Origin of the sequence: Confluentibacter citreus, assembly GCF_002807055.1 — a bacterium.
Classification (GTDB): domain Bacteria; phylum Bacteroidota; class Bacteroidia; order Flavobacteriales; family Flavobacteriaceae; genus Confluentibacter; species Confluentibacter citreus.
Genome location: NZ_NIXN01000001.1, coordinates 395,517 through 416,417 on the forward strand (window position 1 = coordinate 395,517; position 20,901 = coordinate 416,417).

Genomic DNA, 20,901 nt, shown 5'->3' on the forward strand with positions numbered 1-20,901 from the left:
AATTAAAAGATTCCCACTTTTGTGGGAATAAAAAATGAGTAAGAAGAAGAAAAAATATTATACTGTTTGGAAAGGACACCACACAGGGGTTTTTGAAACTTGGACCGATTGTAAAGCACAAATAACAAACTTTGAAGGTGCTCAATACAAATCTTTTGAAACTTTTGACGCTGCTAAACTGGCTTTAAAAGGCAATTACTTTGATTATATTGGAAAGAAAACAGATTTTAAAAGCGGATTATCCTCTGAACAACTTAAGAAAATCGGACAACCAAATTATAATTCCATTGCAGTTGATGCGGCATCAAGTGGGAATCCCGGAATTATGGAATATCGGGGCGTTGACACCCAAACAAAAAAACAGTTGTTTATTCAAGGTCCTTTTGAAGAAGGTACCAATAATATAGGCGAATTTCTTGCCATAGTACACGGATTGGCCCTTTTAAAAAAACATGATAGCGATAAACTTATTTACACTGACTCAAAAACTGCCATGAGCTGGGTAAAAAAGAAAACTTGCAATACTAAATTAGAACGTAACCCAAAAAACGAAAAGCTTTTTGAATTGATTGAAAGAGCTGTTAATTGGTTAAAAACCAACAGTTACAAAACAGTCATTGTCAAATGGGAAACTAAAGTTTGGGGAGAAATTCCAGCCGATTTTGGGCGAAAATAAAGAATTTAATTATATAAATATCTTACAAATAATTAAAAAAAAGCGAAAAATCTTTCTTAGTTATTTTATTTTTTTTACATTTGGCCATCTAATGTTTTAGACTTAATAGAAAAGCCAGTTAAGTTTTAGCTTTAGATAAATGTTGCAACAAATCAGCGCTGATTATTTTTCTCTCTTAATTAAATGATAGCCGTTAAGACAAGTTTTTGGCTTTACTTGTTTTAATGAAAAATGGCTTTAGAATTTTGGCTTAATAATATTAACATCTTAATGTATGAATGATACATTATGTTAAATTTTAAGAAAATGAAAAAAATAATTTTAAGTCTAAGTTTATTAATCACGGGTGCAATTTATGCGTACAATCCATCAATAGAATTTAGAACTACAGAAACTTTACAAGTTAGTAAAACCAATGATAGAGAATCTGTTGCCTGTAGAGTGTCATGTTATGCAAGAATAACACATGCTGACACTGGAGAAAGTCACACTTTTTATGCTTCTGCCACCAATGACCTCTGTGGAGTAGCTAGTGCAATGTGCCAGTCTAGAGCTTTAGCGAGAGCCATGGCATATATTAGTACTCATTAAAAAATATTATTAATCTAAAACTTGAACTGAATCTTCATACTTTAAGATTCAGTTCATTTAAAAATTAAGAAAATGAAAACCATTCTCTTTTTATTCTTTGCGACACTATTTGTTAATGCCCAAAACGACTCTATTCTAGTTTATAAAATTGAATATGAGCGCAAGATAACACCCGAAAATTTCACTAAGTCTTTAACAGCGTCCCTAGAGCTTAAAACCTACCCAGATTTAAATATTTCGGTATTTGATATAAGTGATTCTGCAGAAAATTCTGCTAGTGGAGGTGTAAAAAATGACCCGGATGATGATCAATCGCTTATTTACACTCCAAAAGGAGAAAACTTACGCTGTGTTTTTAAAGATTACAACAATAACCAAATGTTTAATAAGCAAGACATAGCATTTAAGTACTTTACCATAAAAGATTCCCTGACTATTTTTAACTGGCAAATAAAGGAAGACACTAAAGAAATCTTAGGTTATAAATGTCAATTAGCTGTAATGACATTTAGAGACCGTAATTATTCAGCATGGTTTAGCCCAGACTTGCCCATTGGTGGCCCATGGAAATATGACGGTTTGCCTGGAATGATTTTATCCATTAAAAGTGACAAAGCCTTTATTGAATTTGAAGCTATAGGAATTATTAGCCGAAAAATTGAGGCTACCGCTATAAAAAACCCATTTGAAAAAGATAAGACAGTAAGTTGGTCTGAATTTAAAAATCTTTATAAAAAGAAAGCTATTGAACTAAGCATGTATTCTCCTGAAAAAGAAGATGATGGCGGAATTATTTTAACAAGAAAAGGAATTGAGCGCTACATTGAAGAAAACGACACCGACTTTACCGCTGATAAGGAATTTGAAAAACAGCTTTTACAGAATAAAAACTAATAAGGCGCACTTTAAAAGAAACCGTCTTGATTACAAAAACCCCCCTTTCTGTAATTTTCTTTTTTGTTTTTAATTTGATTGTTCATGCTCAAATTAAAACTATTGAAGGCACTGTTTACAATGAAACCTTTTCGCCGATTAATGCAAAGCTTTTAATTAGAAAATCTTCTGAACCACAAATTATAAAGGAATTTCACATTATTAGGAAGGGGAGTTTTTCATATACTTTAAGCAGTCAATATGAAGATGACTTTATTTTAGAAATAGCTTCAGATGGGTATGAGTCCTACACAGAAATTATAGATATAATGAACACACCCGATGTGATTCATAGGGATATTTATTTGGATAAAACGAAGTTAACCGAATTAAAAGAAGTTGTTATAAAAGGAAATAAAAGACCTTTTGAAATAAAAAAAGACACCTTGTCTTTTGATGTTGAAGCATATAGAGACGGCACCGAGCGAAAGGTAGAAGATTTGCTTAAAAATCTTCCAGGAATAGAGGTTAATAGTAAAACAGGAGCTATAAAATACAATGGAAAGTCTATTGAAACTGTGATGTTGGAAGGCGATGATTTATTTGGATATAATTATAGCATAGGTACAAAAAATATTAATATAGACATTATACAATCTGTTGAGGCTATTGAGAATTATTCTGAAAACAAGTTGCTAAAAGGCATCGAGAACAGTGAGAAAGTAGCCTTAAATTTAAAATTAAAGCCCTCTAAATTGGATTTTTCTGGCAGCTTAAACGCGGGCTTAGGCTATTCAGATAATGACAAACCAGCTTCTAATTCTTCAATTAATGCATTAGCTATAAATAAGTCGTTCAAGTCATATGGGATTGCTTCCTTTAATAATATAGGGATTAACTCCTCGTCTGCAAATTACACAAATAATGTCATGGACAATCTCGAGTCAATTAAGGAAATGAACTATTCCGCAAGGGGAATTATACCTGAAACTGTTCTGTCACAAACATTCGATGAAAAACGCACATATATCAATGAACAACTTTTTACTAACTATAACAACCTCTTTAATTTAGCACCGTTTTTAAAAGCAAAAGTTAACTTTTACTATCTTGATGATTCTATTTCAAACTTTGAAAGTTTGAACAATAATTACTTTATTAATAACGTCCAGTTTCAAACATTTGACAATAACCAAGTTACTAATAACCCCAAGCACTACAGAGGTGACTTGAAGCTAGATATATCACCCTCAAAAACTTCTCTTATAGAATACAACCTAAGTCTTAGAGACAAAACAACAAAAACAAATAGATTTATATTTTCAAACATATTGGATAACATTAATTCCATCCAACATTCAGACAATTTTTTCCTAATTCAAAATTTATTATACACAAAAAAACTATCTGATAAAAAAGCTATGCAAATAAATTTTATGGGATCAACGAATTCTATTTTGCAAAAATTAGAAATAACGCCTTCAATATTTGCTTTAAATTCAGATATACAAGATATATCCTTGAAAAAAGACTACTTTAAATTTAATACTACTTTTTTGGGATCCAGTTCAATAAATAAATACTCGCTATCTATTGGTAGTAATCTAATTGAAGAACCTTTAAAAACTAACTTTATAAGTTTGAGTGGCAATAATGATACAATTTCTAATGGTTTAAATAACATGAGATATAATAAGAAAGAGGTTTATGCTTTCGCTGAAAACGTCACAAAATGGAACAAGTTCTCTTTAAAATATAGTTTTAACCTACGGTATTTGAATCAAACCATCGTTGATAAAACCATCCAGAATTCAAAAGTTTCAGAACGAGTTATTTTTGAGCCTACACTAACATTATCACATAATATTAACAGTAATTCATATATTCTAACTGGTTTTTCCATAAATAAAAACACCTTTGATTCCAGTAAATTCTTAGGCAATAATATCCTTATAAGCCATAGAAACATATTAAAAAATGAACCAGCATTAAGATTGCAGAACAATCAAATCTATAATCTTTCTTATAATAACAACGATCTATTTAACCAGTTTCATATGGGGCTTGGAATTAATTATCTCAAGCAAGAGGGCAATTTTTTCGAAAATTCCCAAATAACAGAGAATACTATTTTAACCAACTATTTTTTCCTTCCAAAGAGTTTTGAAACCATAGATTTAAATTTAAACTTCACTAAATATATCCCTTTTTTAAAGCTTAACGTAAAGACCAATACATATTATTCTATTGATAACTACAAGAATGTTATAAATGGTTCGGACATAAGAAACAATAAATCACATTCCCTAAATAGTGAACTCTTTATAAAAACGTCTTTCAAAAGTTACTTTAATGTTGAAAATGAAATCTTTTACAGGCTCATCAAAACCACAAGTGAAGTTGAATTTGAAAACTCTTATTTACACAATAAACTAAAATTAATTTTCAAACCTACTAATCAATGGCTTAGCACATTCTCATTTGATTACTTTATTCCAGATTTAAATAGTAAAAAAAGTTTTTCTTTACTAGACACCACATGGTCATATTCTCCTAATAAAAAAAAATGGGGTGTTGATTTTATTGGCGGTAATTTAACAAACGTAAAGTATTTCACAACGTTTCAGAATGATGATACTTCAATAAATTCTTATTCTATTGGATTAATCCCAAGGTATCTTATGTTCGGATTTCATTGGGATTTCTAACATCAATTTAAACAAAGCCCGCTTCAATTTTGGGAGAAAATAAATTCGGTTTTTAGCGTTTAAAAAACTTATATTTGCACAAAAATTTAAAACTCCTTCATGGGTAAATTAGTAATTGTTGGCACCTTAGCTTTTGATGCTATTGAAACGCCTTTCGGAAAAACTGATAAGATTCTTGGTGGTGCTGCAACTTACATTGGTTTATCTGCTTCTCAATTTAATGTAGATGCCGCGATTGTGTCTATAGTTGGGGGTGATTTTCCTAAAGACTATTTGGACCTTCTTTCAAATAAAAACATAGATATTTCTGGGGTTGAAATTGTTGAAAATGGTAAAACATTTTTTTGGAGTGGTAAATACCACAACGACATGAATTCCCGAGACACTTTGGCAACAGAGTTAAATACACTTGCTGATTTTAATCCTGTTGTTCCCGAAGGTTATCGTGATGCAGAGATTGTTATGTTAGGAAACTTGAATCCGATCGTCCAATTAAGTGTTCTAAATCAAATGACGGTTAAACCAAAATTAGTGATTTTAGATACTATGAATTTTTGGATGGATTGTGCGTTGGATGATTTACACAACGTGATAAAAAAAATAGACGTTATAACCATTAACGATGAAGAGGCCAGACAACTTACTGGGGAATATTCCTTGGTTGTGGCTGCTAGAAAAATTCATACTATGGGTCCAAAATATGTGATTATAAAAAAGGGGGAACATGGAGCGCTTTTGTTCAACAACGACAATGTGTTTTTTGCACCGGCCCTTCCATTGGAAGAAGTGTTCGATCCAACAGGCGCAGGTGATACATTTGCTGGAGGTTTTGCTGGATATCTTGCAAAAACGGGAGATACCTCTTTTGAAAATATGAAGAATGCCATTATTCATGGTTCTACACTGGCTTCATTTTGTGTTGAAAAATTTGGCACGGAGCGTATGCAAGATTTATCAAATAAAGAAGTTCATAAAAGGTTACTGCAATTTAAACAGTTAACCCAATTTGAAATAGAATTAACATAATGTATCGCGCCCCTAAAAAGAGCGCGTTTTTTAATTAATAAACATTTATTTTAAGAATATAAATAATGAGTGATGCTTTAAAACACGAGTGCGGAATTGCAGTTATAAGACTTTTAAAACCTCTTGAGTTTTATAAGGAAAAATATGGCAGTGCTTTTTATGGGGTAAACAAAATGTACCTCATGATGGAAAAACAGCACAACCGTGGTCAAGATGGTGCTGGTTTTGCGAGCATTAAACTAAATACAAAACCAGGAGAACGTTACATTAGTAGGGTGCGTTCTGTACAGCAGCAACCCATTCAAGATATTTTTGCTCAAATTAATCAAAGAATAAACAAAGATTTAACAGAGCATCCCGAGTATGCAGATGATGTTGCACTTCAAAAAAGACATATCCCATATATAGGTGAAGTATTATTAGGCCACGTACGATACGGCACGTTTGGCAAGAATAGTGTTGAAAGTGTGCACCCTTTTTTAAGACAGAACAATTGGATGCACCGAAATTTAATTATGGCCGGTAATTTTAACATGACCAATGTTAAAGAACTCTTTAGAAACCTTGTTGAACTTGGCCAACACCCAAAAGAATATACCGATACCATAACCATTATGGAAAAAATTGGTCATTTTTTGGATGACGCCGTAAGCAAAATTTATAAAGAAGTAAAAAAAGAAGGTTACAATAAAATGGAAGCGTCTCCATTAATTGGCGAGCGTTTAAATGTTGCCAAAATTTTAAAACGAGCCGCTAAAAATTGGGACGGTGGCTATGCTATGGCAGGGCTTATTGGTCATGGCGATTCCTTTGTACTTAGAGATCCTGCGGGCATTCGTCCAGCCTATTATTATAAAGATGACGAAGTGGTTGTTATAGCTTCTGAAAGACCTGTGATACAAACGGTTTTTAATGTAGAATATAAAGATGTAAAAGAATTGGCTCCTGGGCATGCCATCATCACAAAAAAATCTGGAGACACAAAAATTAAAAAAATACTAGAGCCTCTAGAGAGAAAAGCATGTTCTTTTGAGCGTATTTATTTTTCAAGAGGAAGTGATGCGGAAATTTATCAAGAACGAAAAATGCTTGGTAGATTATTGATGCCAAAAGTTTTGGATGCTATTGATAAAGATACCAAAAACACCGTTTTTTCATATATACCAAATACAGCTGAAACATCGTTTTTTGGAATGATTGAAACTGTTGAAGATTTTCTTAATGAAAAGAAAACAGCTGCCATTTTAAAAGGCAACTACAAATTATCCGCCGAAAAAGTAACACAAATTCTATCTGAAAGGCCTAGAATAGAGAAAATTGCTATAAAAGATGCTAAGCTAAGAACTTTTATTACAGAAGATAGCAGTAGGGATGATTTAGTGGCGCATGTTTACGATATTACATACGGTGTTATTAAGCCTACTGATAATTTAGTAATTATTGATGATAGTATTGTAAGAGGCACTACTTTGAAAAAAAGCATTATTAAAATGCTTGATAGGCTACATCCTAAAAAAATTGTGGTTGTCTCTTCTGCTCCCCAAATACGCTATCCCGATTGTTATGGTATTGATATGGCAAACTTAGAAGGGTTAGTGGCTTTCAGGGCTGCTTTAGGGTTACTAAAAGATATTGGTAAATACCACATTATTGAAGAAATATACCAAAAGTGTAAATCTCAAGAAGATTTAGAAGATATAGATGTACAAAACTTTGTAAAAGAAGTTTATGAGCCTTTTACAGATGAACAAATTTCAGATAAGATTGCCGAGTTATTAAGTGATGATGGTGTAAAAGCTAAAGTAAAAATAATTTTCCAATCGGTTGAGAATTTGCATAAAGCTTGCCCTAAGCATTTAGGGGATTGGTACTTTACAGGAAACTACCCAACTATTGGTGGAAATAGGGTTGTAAACCGTGCATTTATAAATTTTTATGAAGGCAATAAAGAACGTGCTTATTAATTATATTATTTTCAAAAATTTACATTTAATCCTAAAAAATCGCATTTAGTCTGAAATAAATGCGTTTCGTCTAAAAAATAATTAGGTTTTCATAAATACATATAAATTGGTCTCACCATAACATAAGTAGGTTAAGTTCATGGTAGATTTGGGGCAAAAAAAGGTGAACATCTGTTCGCCTTTTTTTATGTTTTTATATGTCGGTTTCAGATTCTATTTTAACATCATCTTCGCCTTTTAAAAAAACTATAATTTCGCTTAAGCCAATATATATGTAGTTTAACTAAAATATTTCTTGAAACTATTGTACCTCTATATATTTGACCCACCATAACATAAGTAGGTTAAGTTCATGGTAGATTTGGGGCAAAAAAGGTGAACATCTGTTCACCTTTTTTATTTTTTATAAGTTAACTCCAAAAAAAAAGCGTCTATAATTAAATTATAGACGCTTTTTCAATTTTTAAAAAAATTTATTTTGCTTCTGCATAGCGTCTTTCAACTTCGTTCCAGTTAATCACATTAAAAAATGCCGTGATATAATCTGGACGACGGTTTTGATAATTTAAATAGTAAGCGTGTTCCCAAACATCAAGCCCTAAAATAGGTGTTCCTCCACAACCAACGCCTGGCATTAATGGATTATCCTGATTTGGTGATGAACAAACTTCTACTTTCCCTCCTTTATGGACACATAACCATGCCCAACCAGAACCAAAGCGTGTTGCAGCAGCTTTACTAAAAGCATCTTTAAAAGCATCTACCGAGCCGAAAGCTGAGATAATAGCATCTTTTAATTCGCCAGATAAATTTCCTTTATTTTCTGGATTCATGACGTCCCAAAATAAATTGTGATTATAAAATCCACCCCCATTATTTCTCACCGCAGCATTGCTCATGTCTAAATTTATAAGGATATTTTCTATCGTTTTTCCTTTTAAATCTGTTCCTTCAATTGCTGCGTTTAAATTATTCGTATACGCTTGGTGATGCTTTGTATGGTGTATTTCCATAGTACGAGCATCAATATGTGGTTCTAGAGCATCATATGCGTACCCTAATTTCGGTAATTCGAAAGCCATAATTTTTAGTTTTTATATTAATATTTGTTTTCCTTCAAATTTAAGCATAAATCACATCAATTAAAAATAATTAATAGTTATCAAATCATTGATAGTTTTTATATTGTGTCAAAATTCCTTTAATGAGCGCATTAAATTATTTCAATATTTATAATGCATCTGCTGGCAGCGGAAAAACCTTTACGCTCGTTAAGGAGTATTTAAAAATCCTTTTTGTTTCAAATAATCCAAATTATTTTAAAAATATTCTAGCCATTACCTTTACAAATAAGGCGGTTGCTGAAATGAAGGAACGTATTGTAGAAACATTAATGCAATTTTCAGAAAACGCTATTTTAACAAACCCTAACAGTATGTTTGATAGTATTTGTAATGAACTTAGTATGCAACCTATGGATCTTCACAAAAAATCCGAAAAACTACTAAACACCATCATCCATAATTATGCAGCTTTTGATATTTCCACTATTGATGGCTTTACCCATAAACTCATAAGAACATTTGCTTACGATTTAAAATTGCCTTTAAATTTTGAGGTGGAACTCGACCAAGATGCGTTGCTTAACGAAGCCGTTGACAGCTTGATTTCTAAAGCCGGCACCGATAAAGCCTTAACAAAAGTATTAGTTGATTTTGCTATTGAGAAAGCCGACGATGATAAAAGTTGGGATGTGTCTTTTGATTTTAATAAGATTGCCAAATTATTGGTCAATGAAAATGATATCCCCTTTATTGAAACTTTAAAAGATAAAACGTTAGACGATTTTAATACCCTTAAAACTATATTAAGGGAAAAAATAAAACATGCCGAAAACAATATTGTGGAAAATGCCATAAGCGTTTTAACTTTAATTGAAGAAACTGGATTACAGTATTCAGATTTTTCAAGAGGCACACTTCCAAATCATTTTAAAAAAGCATCGGAGCTAAATTTAGACAGTTTATATGGAAATAATCTTGAAAAGAATATTGAAGAACGAACGGGCATATACACAAAAACGTTGAAACCTGATTTAGCAAATAGTATTGATGCTTTATTGCCACAAATTGAAACGTATTATAAAACCATAAAAACGTTTGTTTTTCATCTTAAATTCTTAAAAAACTTTTATAAAAACATTACGCCTTTATCGGTTTTAAATGCGATAAACAAGGAATTAACAACTCTAAAAAGAGACCAAAACAAGATATTGATTTCAGAATTCAATAATATTATAAGTCATGAAATAAAAAACCAACCAACACCTTTTATTTACGAGCGTATTGGCGAAAAATTCAACCATTATTTTATTGATGAGTTTCAAGACACTTCCCAATTACAATGGGAAAATTTAATTCCACTAATAGACAATTCACTTTCTACCGAAAATGGAACCGCCATGTTAGTCGGCGATGCTAAACAAGCTATTTACCGCTGGCGTGGCGGCAAAGCCAAACAGTTTATAGATTTATTCAATAGGAAATCGATGCCTTTTGTAATTGAACAGAAATTAGAAAAATTAGAGACTAATTACAGGAGTTTTAAAGACATTGTAGATTTTAACAACAGTTTCTTTAAATATCTGTCTAATGTGGTTTTTGTTAACACAGAATACCAAAATTTATACGAAAGCGCCCATCAAAACACATTTTCAGAAGAAACTGGGTATGTTGAAATATCGTTTTTAGATATTGAAAAAGATGATGATAGAAACGAGATCTTTTCAGAACATGTCTTAAAAACAATTGATAAATGTCTTGAAAACGGATTTAATCTCGAAGACATTTGCATTTTGGTTCGCAAGAAAAAGGAGGGCGTTGCGATTGCCAATTATTTGAGTCAGCATCATATCCCTATCATTTCTTCAGAAACCTTATTAATTTATAATGCGCCTGAAGTTGTCTTTGTTAACAATGTTTTGTTGCTTTTAATTCAGCCAAAAAACAGCGAAGTTAAATTGGCTGTTTTAAATTATCTGGCTACTTTGTTAGGTGTAGAAAATAAGCACGAGTTTTTTAGTAATCATCTAAATCTATCACTTACATCATTATTCAAAAGTTTTGAGGCTTTCCATATTTATATAAACAATAATTATTTATTACAACTTCCGTTGTTCGATTCGGTAGAAACCATTGTTAGAAGTTTTAATTTAGTGAAAACCAGTAATGCTTACGTGCAATTTTATTTAGACATAGTTTTAGAATTTTCAGGGAAAAAAGGTTCTGATATTGCAGGTTTTTTAGATTATTTCGACAAGAAGAAAGAAACCTTGAGCATTGTATCCCCTAAAGGACAAAATGCGGTTCAAATAATGACCATTCATAAATCTAAAGGTTTAGAGTTTCCTGTTGTTGTTTTTCCTTATGCAGATTTGGATATTTATAGAGAGTTAGATCCGAAAGAATGGTTTCCCATAAACAAAGAAACATATCATGGTTTTTCGCACACCTTACTAAACTTTAATAAAGACTTTGAAAATTTTGATGGCAGCGGACTCCAAATTTATAACAATCATAAATCTGAACAGCAACTTGATAACATCAATCTGCTTTATGTTACCTTAACTCGTGCCATAGAACAGTTATATATTATTTCAACAAAAAACACCTCTTCAAAAAGCGAAGTAAATGATAAAAAGTATTCAGATTTATTTAATAATTATCTACAATATATTGGTGTTTGGAATGACTCACAATCTATGTATTCTTTTGGAAACGCAGAAAAGATAGAAACAAAAAAATTAAATCAACCTATAGCAAATTCAAAAGAAAGTAATGTTCAACAAACTTTTATTTCAACGTCTAAAGAAACCCATAATATAAAAGTAGTGACAAAATCAGGCTTTTTATGGGATACTAGCCAGCAAGAAGCTATTGAAAAAGGAAATCTTATTCACAATATCATGTCTTTTATAAAAACAAAAGACGATATTGATTTTGTTATTAATGATTTTATAGGCTCATCCGTTATAAACAATGAGCAAGCTATGGCTTTAAAAGATAAAACCATAGAAATTGTAAATCACCCATTACTTAAAACATATTTTGACCATGACTTTACTATATATATTGAACGGGATATTATTAGTAAAGAAGGGCTTATTTTAAGACCCGATAGAATTGTTATAAACCCTAATAACGAAGCCGTAATTATTGATTATAAATCTGGGCAAGAGGATATAAAACATTTACAACAATTACAAGCTTACCAAGATGTACTTGAAGACATGGGGCTAAAAATCCAAAAAAAAATACTCATTTATATAAATGACACTCTTTTTGTAAGAATAATTTAGTGTTAAATATTGTTTGCTTGTAAGACTAATTAGCTGTTTTTTTTGTTTCAAAATGGATAAATTCATCTTCAAATTGGCATTAATAACATAAAATAATCATTTTTTTATATATTTGTCTTTGTTAATAACATTTAACAACTTACTTTTGTTTCAATTAACACTTAAAAATTAAACTATTTGAATATGAAAAATCTTAGCCGATTATTATTAGCTATGTTACTGGTATTTTTTATTAGTAACTCTAACGCACAAGACAAAAATAACCCATGGCAAATATCTATTGGGGCGAATGCAGTAGATGCATATCCTTCAGGAGATGGAGGTTTATTTAGTGACACTTTTGGTGATGAATATTTTAATGCTGAAGACCATTGGAATATCTTGCCTGCTTTATCTACAATTACGGTATCTAAATACTTAGGTAATGGTTTCTCATTAGGACTTGGTGGATCTATAAACAAAATAACAAAATGGGGAGATATAAGCACTAACCCAGATACAACAAACGAAGTTTCTGATTTATCTTACTATGCTTTTGATGGTATTATTAAATACAATTTCTTAGAAGGAACCGTTTTAGATCCTTATTTAGGAGTTGGTGGTGGTTACACTTGGATTGATGATATAGGAGCTGGAACAGTAAATGGATCTGTAGGTTTAAATATTTGGTTTAGCGAAAACATTGGTTTAACGCTACAAACTTCTTACAAACATGCATTCGAAGATTATTTACAAACACATTTCCAACATTCTGCTGGTATCTCTATCAAATTTGGTGGAGTTGATACTGATGGTGATGGTATTTTTGACAAAGATGATGCTTGTCCAGATGTTCCTGGTTTAGCTGCATTCAACGGTTGTCCTGATACTGATGGTGATGGTATTGAAGATAGTAAAGATTCTTGTCCAAATGAAGCTGGTTTAGCTGAATTTAATGGTTGTCCTGATACTGACGGTGATGGTGTTCCAGATAAAGATGATAAATGTCCAACTGTTGCTGGTTTAAAAGCTTTGGCTGGTTGTCCAGATGCTGATGGTGATGGTGTAACTGATGCTGAAGATAAATGTCCTAATGTTGCTGGTCCAGCTGCTAACAGTGGTTGTCCTTGGCCAGATACTGATGGTGATGGTGTTTTAGATAAAGATGATAAATGTCCAGACGTTAAAGGTACTGTTGCAAACAATGGTTGTCCTGAAGTTTCTGAAGAAGTTCAAAAAACATTGAATGCTTACGCTAAAACGATTTTATTTGATACTGGTAAATCAACTATCAAATCTCAATCTGAAGCTGTGCTAGGTGATATCATTAAAATACTTAATGAGTATCCAACTGCTAAGTTTACTGTAGAAGGTCACACTGATAGTGTTGGTAGCGATGCATTAAACCAAACTTTATCAGAGTCTAGAGCATTATCTGTGAAAGATTACTTAACTAGCCATGGTGTTGATGAATTTAGACTTTCATCTAAAGGTTACGGTGAAGGAAGTCCTATCGATACTAACAATACTGCTAAAGGTAGAGCTAACAACAGACGTGTTGAAATTAACTTAGTGAAATAATAAGTTATAAACAATAAATAAGTTTTATAAAAACGCTTCGGATATCCGAAGCGTTTTTTATTTTTATAAAATGACAACTTTCATTTTTGATGCATTAATAGATTTAAAAAAACAAAATTTAAATCTTTCTGAACTAACTTTTATTTTGCCTAGTAAACGCGCTGGGCTATTTTTAAAACATCAACTTCATAAAGTAAATGAGCAAACTGCTTTTGCTCCTGTAATCATTAGCATTGAAGAATTTACGGAAGAACTATCACAATTAAAAACCATTTCTAACACAGAGCTTCTTTTTGAGTTTTATAATGTTTATTGTGGGTTGACTGGCAACAAAGAAAAAGATTCGTTCGAAGTATTTTCAAAATGGGCACAAATTTTACTTCAAGACTTTAATGAAATAGACCGTTATCTAATTCCACAACAAAAAATATTTACTTATTTAAGTGCTATTCAAGATTTAAAACATTGGTCTCTTGAAGAAAACAAAACCGATTTCGTTAAAAACTATTTGTTGTTTTGGAACTCAATTTACAATTACTATTTACACTTCACCCAGCAACTCTTAAACAAAAAAGTGGGTTATCAAGGTCTTGTTTATAGAGAAGCCGTTCAAAATTTAGAAGCTTATATTCAAAACAATCCTGAAAAACAGCACATTTTCTTGGGATTTAATGCCCTTAATACTTCCGAAGAAACTATCATACAAGAATTACTTCAAAATAATTTAGCCAAAATTTATTGGGATATAGATACCGTTTTTATTGAGAATACGATGCACGATGCTGCATTATTTACTAGGGAATATAAATTCAAATGGCCTTATTTTAAAAACAATCCTTTTAATTGGATAACGAACAACTATTCTAAAGAAAAAAACGTGTCGGTTTATGGCATTCCAAAGAATATAGGTCAAGCAAAATACATTGGGTTTATATTGGATAATTTAAAAAAAGAAAAGGATAATTTAAATAACACTGCGGTTGTTTTAGGTGATGAACATTTACTAATTCCCGTTTTAAATTCATTACCCGAACATATTGATGCTTTAAATATTACCATGGGTTTTCCATTAAAATCCATTCCTTTGGCATCTTTATTCGAACAACTATTTCATATTCATAAAAAAGCATCAGGTTCGTTTTATTACAAAGATATTGTCAATATTATTTCACACCATTTTATCAGGCCTTTATTTTATGTAAATGACATAGATTATGCGTCTGAAATAATTGACACCATTCATGAAAATAATTTAATTTATATCTCCACAGAACGCTTAAAGAACTTTTCGAATACACATGATCATCTTATAGATTTGTTGTTCTCTAATTGGAGTAACATTGATTCTGCTTTAAAAAACTGCTCTGAATTAATTTTAACTATTAAAAACGAATTAGATAAAAATAAAGCACACAACTTACTTTCTTTAGAGTATTTGTATCGATTTAATGTTCTTTTTAATGAATTGACCCTTTTAAATTCAAAATACAATCATATTAAAACCATACAAACCTTGCATGACGTTTATAAAGAATTGTTAAGTTCTGAAACTTTGGATTTTCAGGGAGAACCTTTACAAGGTCTTCAAATTATGGGCATGTTAGAATCCCGTGCTTTAGATTTTGAAACCGTTATCATTTCATCTGTAAATGAAGGCATCCTTCCGTCAGGAAAAAGCAACAATTCTTTTATCCCTTTTGATGTTAAATTAGAAAATAAGTTACCCACTTATAAAGAAAAAGATGCGGTTTACACCTATCACTTTTATAGACTTTTACAGCGTGCCAAAAACATATATATTTTATACAATACAGAAGCAGATATTTTAACTGGTGGCGAAAAAAGCCGATTTATAACGCAGTTAGAATTAGAAGGCATTCATAAAATAAACCATCAAATTATTACGCCTTATGTGCCTATAATAGAAAACGCTTTGAATACGGTTTCTAAAAACACTGAAGTTATTGAAAAACTGATTAAAGTATCCGAAAAAGGATTTTCACCTTCCTCATTAACCAATTACATAAGAAACCCGATCGACTTTTACAATCAAAAAATATTGGGCATTCAAGAGTATGAAGATGCCGAGGAAACCGTGGCGGCAAATACCTTAGGAACCGTTGTGCATAATACTTTGGAAGATTTTTATAAACCATTAATTGGTTCCTATTTGACTGTTGATTTGGTAACAAAACTTAAATCCCAAATTCAGGAAACGGTCACAAACCATTTTAAAAAAGTTTATAAAGAAGGTGATATAACCAAAGGCAAAAACCTCATCATTTTTGAAATAGCAAAACGCTATGTTTCTAATTTTTTGGATTTGGAAATAGCCGATTTAAAAGCCGGAAACTCTATAAAAATAATAGCTATTGAAGCCAATAATACCGTTTTGATTCATATTCCAGAACTCCATTTTCCAGTAAACCTTACGGGAAAAGTAGATCGCGTTGACGAGTATAATGGCACTACCAGAATCATCGATTACAAAACAGGAAACGTGCAGCAAAACCATGTTGAAATTGTAAATTGGGAAGATATAACTACCAATTTTGATAAATACAGCAAAAGCTTTCAAATACTATCTTACGCGTATATGATGCAGCTTTCTGGCAAGATAAAACTTCCTGTTGAAGCAGGTATAATCTCGTTTAAAAATTTAAATTCTGGATTTTTAAAATTTGCAAAAAAAGATAAATCTGGAAATGGCGCTAAAAAAGATTTTTTGATTACCCAAGACACTTTAAATGCTTTTCAAGAAGAACTTAAAAAGCTAATCATTGAAATTTGTAACCCTAATATTGACTTTGTAGAAAAGGAAATTAAAAATAATTAAGCGGTTCTTAATTTCACGTCTTCCTTCGTGTTATACCCGTTCATTTTATCTAATAACAAATCTTTTTTAACAGGTTTAGTCATATAATCATTCATCCCCAAATCGATGACCCTTTGGCGTGTTTCTTGCATGGCATCTGCTGTTACGGCAATAATAGGTATGACTGCGATACGTTCACCCAACTCACCACTTCTAATAATTTTAGTAGCTTCATAACCATCCATAACAGGCATCTGTAAGTCCATTAAAATTAGATTATAAACATCTTTTTTTAAAGCATCCAATGCTTCTTTTCCATTATCTACAACGGTAAAACTAACATGCGAAAAACTTCCAAGAATTTTGCGCATAACCATTTGGTTAAGCTTGTTATCTTCAACAACCAAAACATGTAAAGGCCGTACGGTACTTTTATTTTTATTTACATTGTAAATAACTTCCTTTTCTACAGCGACATTTTTTAAAGGCAAATCTATAAATATATCGGTGCCTTTATTGGGCTTACTTTCTAGAGCTATAGTGCCCCCAAAAAGTTCTACTAAATGTTTTACTATGGTTAAACCCAATCCAATGCCTCCAAATTCTCGTTGGTGGTTGAGTCTCATTTGATTGAAACTGTCAAAAATGGTTTTTTGGTTTTCAGCGTCTATTCCAATGCCGGTATCGGATATTCTAAAAGAAAAGCGACAAATATCATTAGGTTGTTGAATGCAATTAAGCTTAAAGCTAATATGCCCTTCTTTAGTGAATTTTACAGCATTTGCCAATACATTGTTTACAATTTGAATTAAGCGTTCTGAATCTCCCTGTACTTTGATTGGAATATCTTTATCCATTTCAAATTTAAATTCCAATCCTTTTCTATGAGCTTCTGCGCTCCAATTTTCACTAATTTGATGTAATAAAAGAGAAGGATTAAACACTTCCAAATTTAATTTAAGTTCGTTCTTCTCAATTTTTTCAAAATCAATAATGTCATTCACATTACTCAACAAGCTTAATGATGCGTTTTTAATAATTTCGAATTGCTTCCGAGTTTCATTCTTATCGCTGTTCATTAATTCATTTTCGGCTATTCCCATAATGGCATTAATGGGTGTCCTTAGTTCATGGCTCATGTTAGACATGAAATAGGTTTTTAACTGGCTTATTTCTTCTGATTTTTGAAGCGCCACTGCTTGAGAGTTTTCTTTTTCTATTCTTAAATTTCTTATCAAATTAGTCATCGATAATGATAGAAAAATGACCTCGAGACCTGAACCAAATTTGGCACTGTTCAATGTATAAAAATTGTTGGGAAGCAAACTAAGATTATTCATTACAAACCCTAATAGACCGATTACCAAAAAGAAGATTCCAATAGAGAAATAGGTATCTATGGCAATGCGCTTATAACGTATAGTAAATACTGTGGATAGAATTAAAATTAAACTAAATAATCCATTTAAATTGCTTAAAGGATAGACTATCTCAAACGTTTTTGGGCTTATAAAAAGCATAATGAACAACGCTGACAAAATAACATAAATAGCATTGTAGGCTTTTTTAAAATCTTTTAAAAGTGTATCTACTTTTAAAAAGTGCTCACAGTATTTTAACAAGAAAAAATTAGACAGTAAAGCTGTAATAAGTACCGCCCGACTGTTTAGATAACCGCCTTCTGGAAATATAAATTCAAATATAAAACCATCGAGTGCAGATTGCATAAATCCTATCGAAAACACATAAAATCCATAATACAAAAATGACTTTTCCTTTAAACTTGTGTAGAAAAACAAATATATAATGCCCGCTAAAAATAATACTCCATAAAACAGCCCAAGAAACAATTGTTGCCTATAATTCATCATCAAAAAAGACGTTTCTGTATAAAGGTTAAGAGGAATATTTAAAGTCTCTCCATCACTTTTAAAATGCAAATAAATTTGATGTGTAGAATTTGCTGGCAAGTCTAGTTTAAAAATAGTGGCTCTGTGTTTTACCTGCCTTTCATTATATGGAATGCTATCACCGCTTTTAAAGTGCTTTATGTTATTATTTTCAATTTGGTACAAATTAGCCACATCTGTTACTGGTCTTGCCGTTTCTAGATAATAGGTAGCTGCTTGTTCCGTACTATTGGATATGTGAAACCGCACCCAATAATTATTTGAAGTAAAACCAACACTATGATTCTCAGATTCTAAAACATTATTGTAAAATAGCGAATCTTTTGAAACCTCATCAAGAGTCAAATCAAGGTTGCCTGCATCGAAAAAATTGGCGTATTCGTAAAGATGCCCTTTGCTTTTTAAAGGGTCATAAATGGCATCTTGAGCATATAAGCTTAAACCTATAAAATAGGTTAATAGTAGCAGGTGTTTCATGTTTGGGGCATTAAACTACTGTAAACATAGAAAAAAGACTTTTAAAAAATCCTTTTTTTGTTTAAACTACTAAAAACCCTGCTAAATTTAATCGATAAACGGTAAATATTACAGAAATTCATTTGAAATCGTAAGAAAATAAGAAATAATCTTTAATGTGAATTAGTAACAAGAACTATTCCTTTGCAACAAAAAAAAACCTTCTTCAAACATGAAGAAGGTTTAAAATTATTATTTTAAGTTTAGTTTAGAAATATTACTTTCCTTCTACCACAACAACTGAAAAAGGAGGAATAGTTACAACAAGTTTTCCTTTTTTTACCTCAAACCCTTTATAATCGGCTGGTTGAATTTTTGTTGGATTGTCGAAAGAGTTGTGATCTTGCAATGTTTTTGAAGTCAACACTTTTGCAGTTATACTTTTAACCCCAAGCTCATTCATGTCTATTTCAATTTTATTTGCTTTTTTAGAATCCACATTTACCATAGATACATGAACCAATCCTTTACTGTCTTTTGAGGCAGAAACATTTAAAGCAGGAAGCGATTTGTTATTATAAATGTATAAAGGAGAGACAAAATTAATAGGTATTAATTTAGCGTCTTGATGTACTTTATACATTTCCATAACATGGTAAGTAGGTGTTAAAATCATCTTAGCTTCTTTAGTAAGAATGACGGCTTGTAACACATTGACGCACTGTGCTAAATTCGCCATACGAACTCTGTCTGCATGATTATGGAATATATTAAGCGTTGAACCAGCTAAAACGGCATCTCTCATAGTATTTTGTTGATATAAAAACCCTGGATTTGATCCTTTTTCAACATCGTACCAACCGCCCCATTCATCAACTACTAAATCAATTTTCTTTTCAGGATCATATTTATCCATAATAGCTGAATGTTTGGTAACTAATTCCTCCATTTTTAAGGCCTCGCTCATAGTTCCAAAATACTGATCCTCTGTAAATTCTACAGATGCTCCCTTATTGTTCCAATCTATAACTGAATAATGATGCAAAGCCACACCCTCTAACATTTTAGCTGGTACGTTTTTCATCAATGTTTCGGTCCAGTGGTAATCATCGCTACTAGCTCCCGAAGCAATACGAACAACACTTCCTGTATTTTCCCAATCGGTAACAAACGTTGCATACTTTCTATATTCATTAGCATAGTATTCTGCCGTCATATTACCACCACATCCCCAAGCTTCATTACCCATGCCCCAATACTTCACCTTCCATGGTTCTTCTCTACCATTTTCTTTACGCAAATCACTCATAGGACTCTTCCCCGCAAAATTGGTATATTGAACCCAGTCTGCAAATTCTTGAACGGTTCCACTACCTATATTTCCAGATAAATATGGTTCTGCACCAAGCAATTCACACATATTTAAGAAGTCATGAGTACCAAAACTATTATCTTCAGTAACGCCTCCCCACCAAGTATTCACTATGGTTGGTCGTTGGTCTAACGGACCAATTCCATCTTTCCAATGATATGTGTCTGCAAAGCAACCTCCAGGCCAACGTAAATTAGGTATCTGCAATTTTTTTAAGGCTTCAACAATGTCGTTACGTACGCCGTTTGTGTTTGGTATTTCAGAATTATCTCCAACAAAAAAACCATCATAAATACATCTTCCTAAATGTTCAGCAAAATGTCCATAAATATGTTTGTTTATAACTGGCGCATTATCATCGCTTTTAATTGTTATAACTGTGCCTTCTGTCTGGGAATAAACACTTAGTGTTGAGACAAAAAAGATTGCCAAAAATCTTGAAATGAGTGACTTAAATTTTAACATAACCATCTATTTTTACTATTTATTAATACACTTTTTAAGTGTTGAATTTACATTTATAAATAAATTAAAAAAAAACAACATAACCAAAGGTTATTGCTGTTTTTAAGCCACGCCTATTATAATATTTT

12 protein-coding genes are annotated in these 20,901 nt (G+C 31.6%); 9 read left to right on the forward strand and 3 right to left on the reverse strand.

Annotated elements, in window-relative coordinates:
- The first annotated feature begins 34 nt into the window (after positions 1 to 34).
- From CDH49_RS01730 to CDH49_RS01755, 6 genes are all read left to right on the forward strand, one after another.
- Positions 35 to 676 carry a ribonuclease H1 domain-containing protein gene (locus CDH49_RS01730; RefSeq protein WP_100613581.1) on the forward strand — a complete coding sequence of 214 codons (642 nt, stop codon included), beginning with the start codon at positions 35 to 37 and terminating at the stop codon, positions 674 to 676.
- Positions 677 to 982: 306 nt separating this feature from the next.
- On the forward strand, positions 983 to 1,267 hold the full coding sequence (locus CDH49_RS01735; protein ID WP_157805258.1) for a hypothetical protein: 285 nt from the start codon (positions 983 to 985) through the stop codon (positions 1,265 to 1,267).
- A 72-nt stretch (positions 1,268 to 1,339) separates the two neighbouring features.
- Entirely contained in the window at positions 1,340 to 2,161 is an 822-nt protein-coding gene (locus CDH49_RS01740; RefSeq protein ID WP_100613583.1) for a GLPGLI family protein, read from the forward strand.
- Between the two features lie 26 nt (positions 2,162 to 2,187).
- Complete coding sequence (locus CDH49_RS01745) at positions 2,188 to 4,848, forward strand: hypothetical protein (protein ID WP_100613584.1); 2,661 nt, start codon at positions 2,188 to 2,190, stop codon at positions 4,846 to 4,848.
- A gap of 99 nt (positions 4,849 to 4,947) precedes the next feature.
- Positions 4,948 to 5,874, forward strand: a complete 927-nt coding sequence (locus CDH49_RS01750) for a PfkB family carbohydrate kinase (RefSeq protein WP_100613585.1) — start codon at positions 4,948 to 4,950, stop codon at positions 5,872 to 5,874.
- Positions 5,875 to 5,939: 65 nt separating this feature from the next.
- Positions 5,940 to 7,838, forward strand: coding sequence for an amidophosphoribosyltransferase (locus CDH49_RS01755; RefSeq protein ID WP_100613586.1), 1,899 nt, complete (start codon positions 5,940 to 5,942; stop codon positions 7,836 to 7,838).
- Positions 7,839 to 8,311: 473 nt separating this feature from the next.
- On the opposite strand, the gene CDH49_RS01760 is transcribed toward CDH49_RS01755, so the two are convergent.
- Positions 8,312 to 8,920 (reverse strand): superoxide dismutase, encoded by a 609-nt coding sequence (locus CDH49_RS01760; RefSeq protein ID WP_100613587.1) that lies wholly within the window; start codon positions 8,918 to 8,920, stop codon positions 8,312 to 8,314.
- 122 nt (positions 8,921 to 9,042) lie between these two features.
- Between CDH49_RS01760 and CDH49_RS01765 the strand changes: the two genes are divergently transcribed.
- The 3 genes from CDH49_RS01765 to CDH49_RS01775 all read left to right on the forward strand — a co-directional run bounded on the left by CDH49_RS01765 (position 9,043) and on the right by CDH49_RS01775 (position 16,591).
- Positions 9,043 to 12,195, forward strand: coding sequence for a UvrD-helicase domain-containing protein (locus CDH49_RS01765; protein WP_100613588.1), 3,153 nt, complete (start codon positions 9,043 to 9,045; stop codon positions 12,193 to 12,195).
- A 183-nt stretch (positions 12,196 to 12,378) separates the two neighbouring features.
- Complete coding sequence (locus tag CDH49_RS01770) at positions 12,379 to 13,755, forward strand: OmpA family protein (RefSeq protein ID WP_100613589.1); 1,377 nt, start codon at positions 12,379 to 12,381, stop codon at positions 13,753 to 13,755.
- 70 nt (positions 13,756 to 13,825) lie between these two features.
- Entirely contained in the window at positions 13,826 to 16,591 is a 2,766-nt protein-coding gene (locus tag CDH49_RS01775) for a PD-(D/E)XK nuclease family protein (protein WP_100613590.1), read from the forward strand.
- Here the strand turns inward: CDH49_RS01775 and CDH49_RS01780 are convergent.
- Positions 16,588 to 18,957, reverse strand: a complete 2,370-nt coding sequence (locus CDH49_RS01780; protein ID WP_100613591.1) for a hybrid sensor histidine kinase/response regulator — start codon at positions 18,955 to 18,957, stop codon at positions 16,588 to 16,590. The genes CDH49_RS01775 and CDH49_RS01780 overlap by 4 nt on opposite strands.
- Before the next feature lie 256 nt (positions 18,958 to 19,213).
- Complete coding sequence (locus CDH49_RS01785) at positions 19,214 to 20,773, reverse strand: alpha-N-arabinofuranosidase (protein WP_100614446.1); 1,560 nt, start codon at positions 20,771 to 20,773, stop codon at positions 19,214 to 19,216.
- Between the last annotated feature and the right edge of the window lie 128 nt (positions 20,774 to 20,901).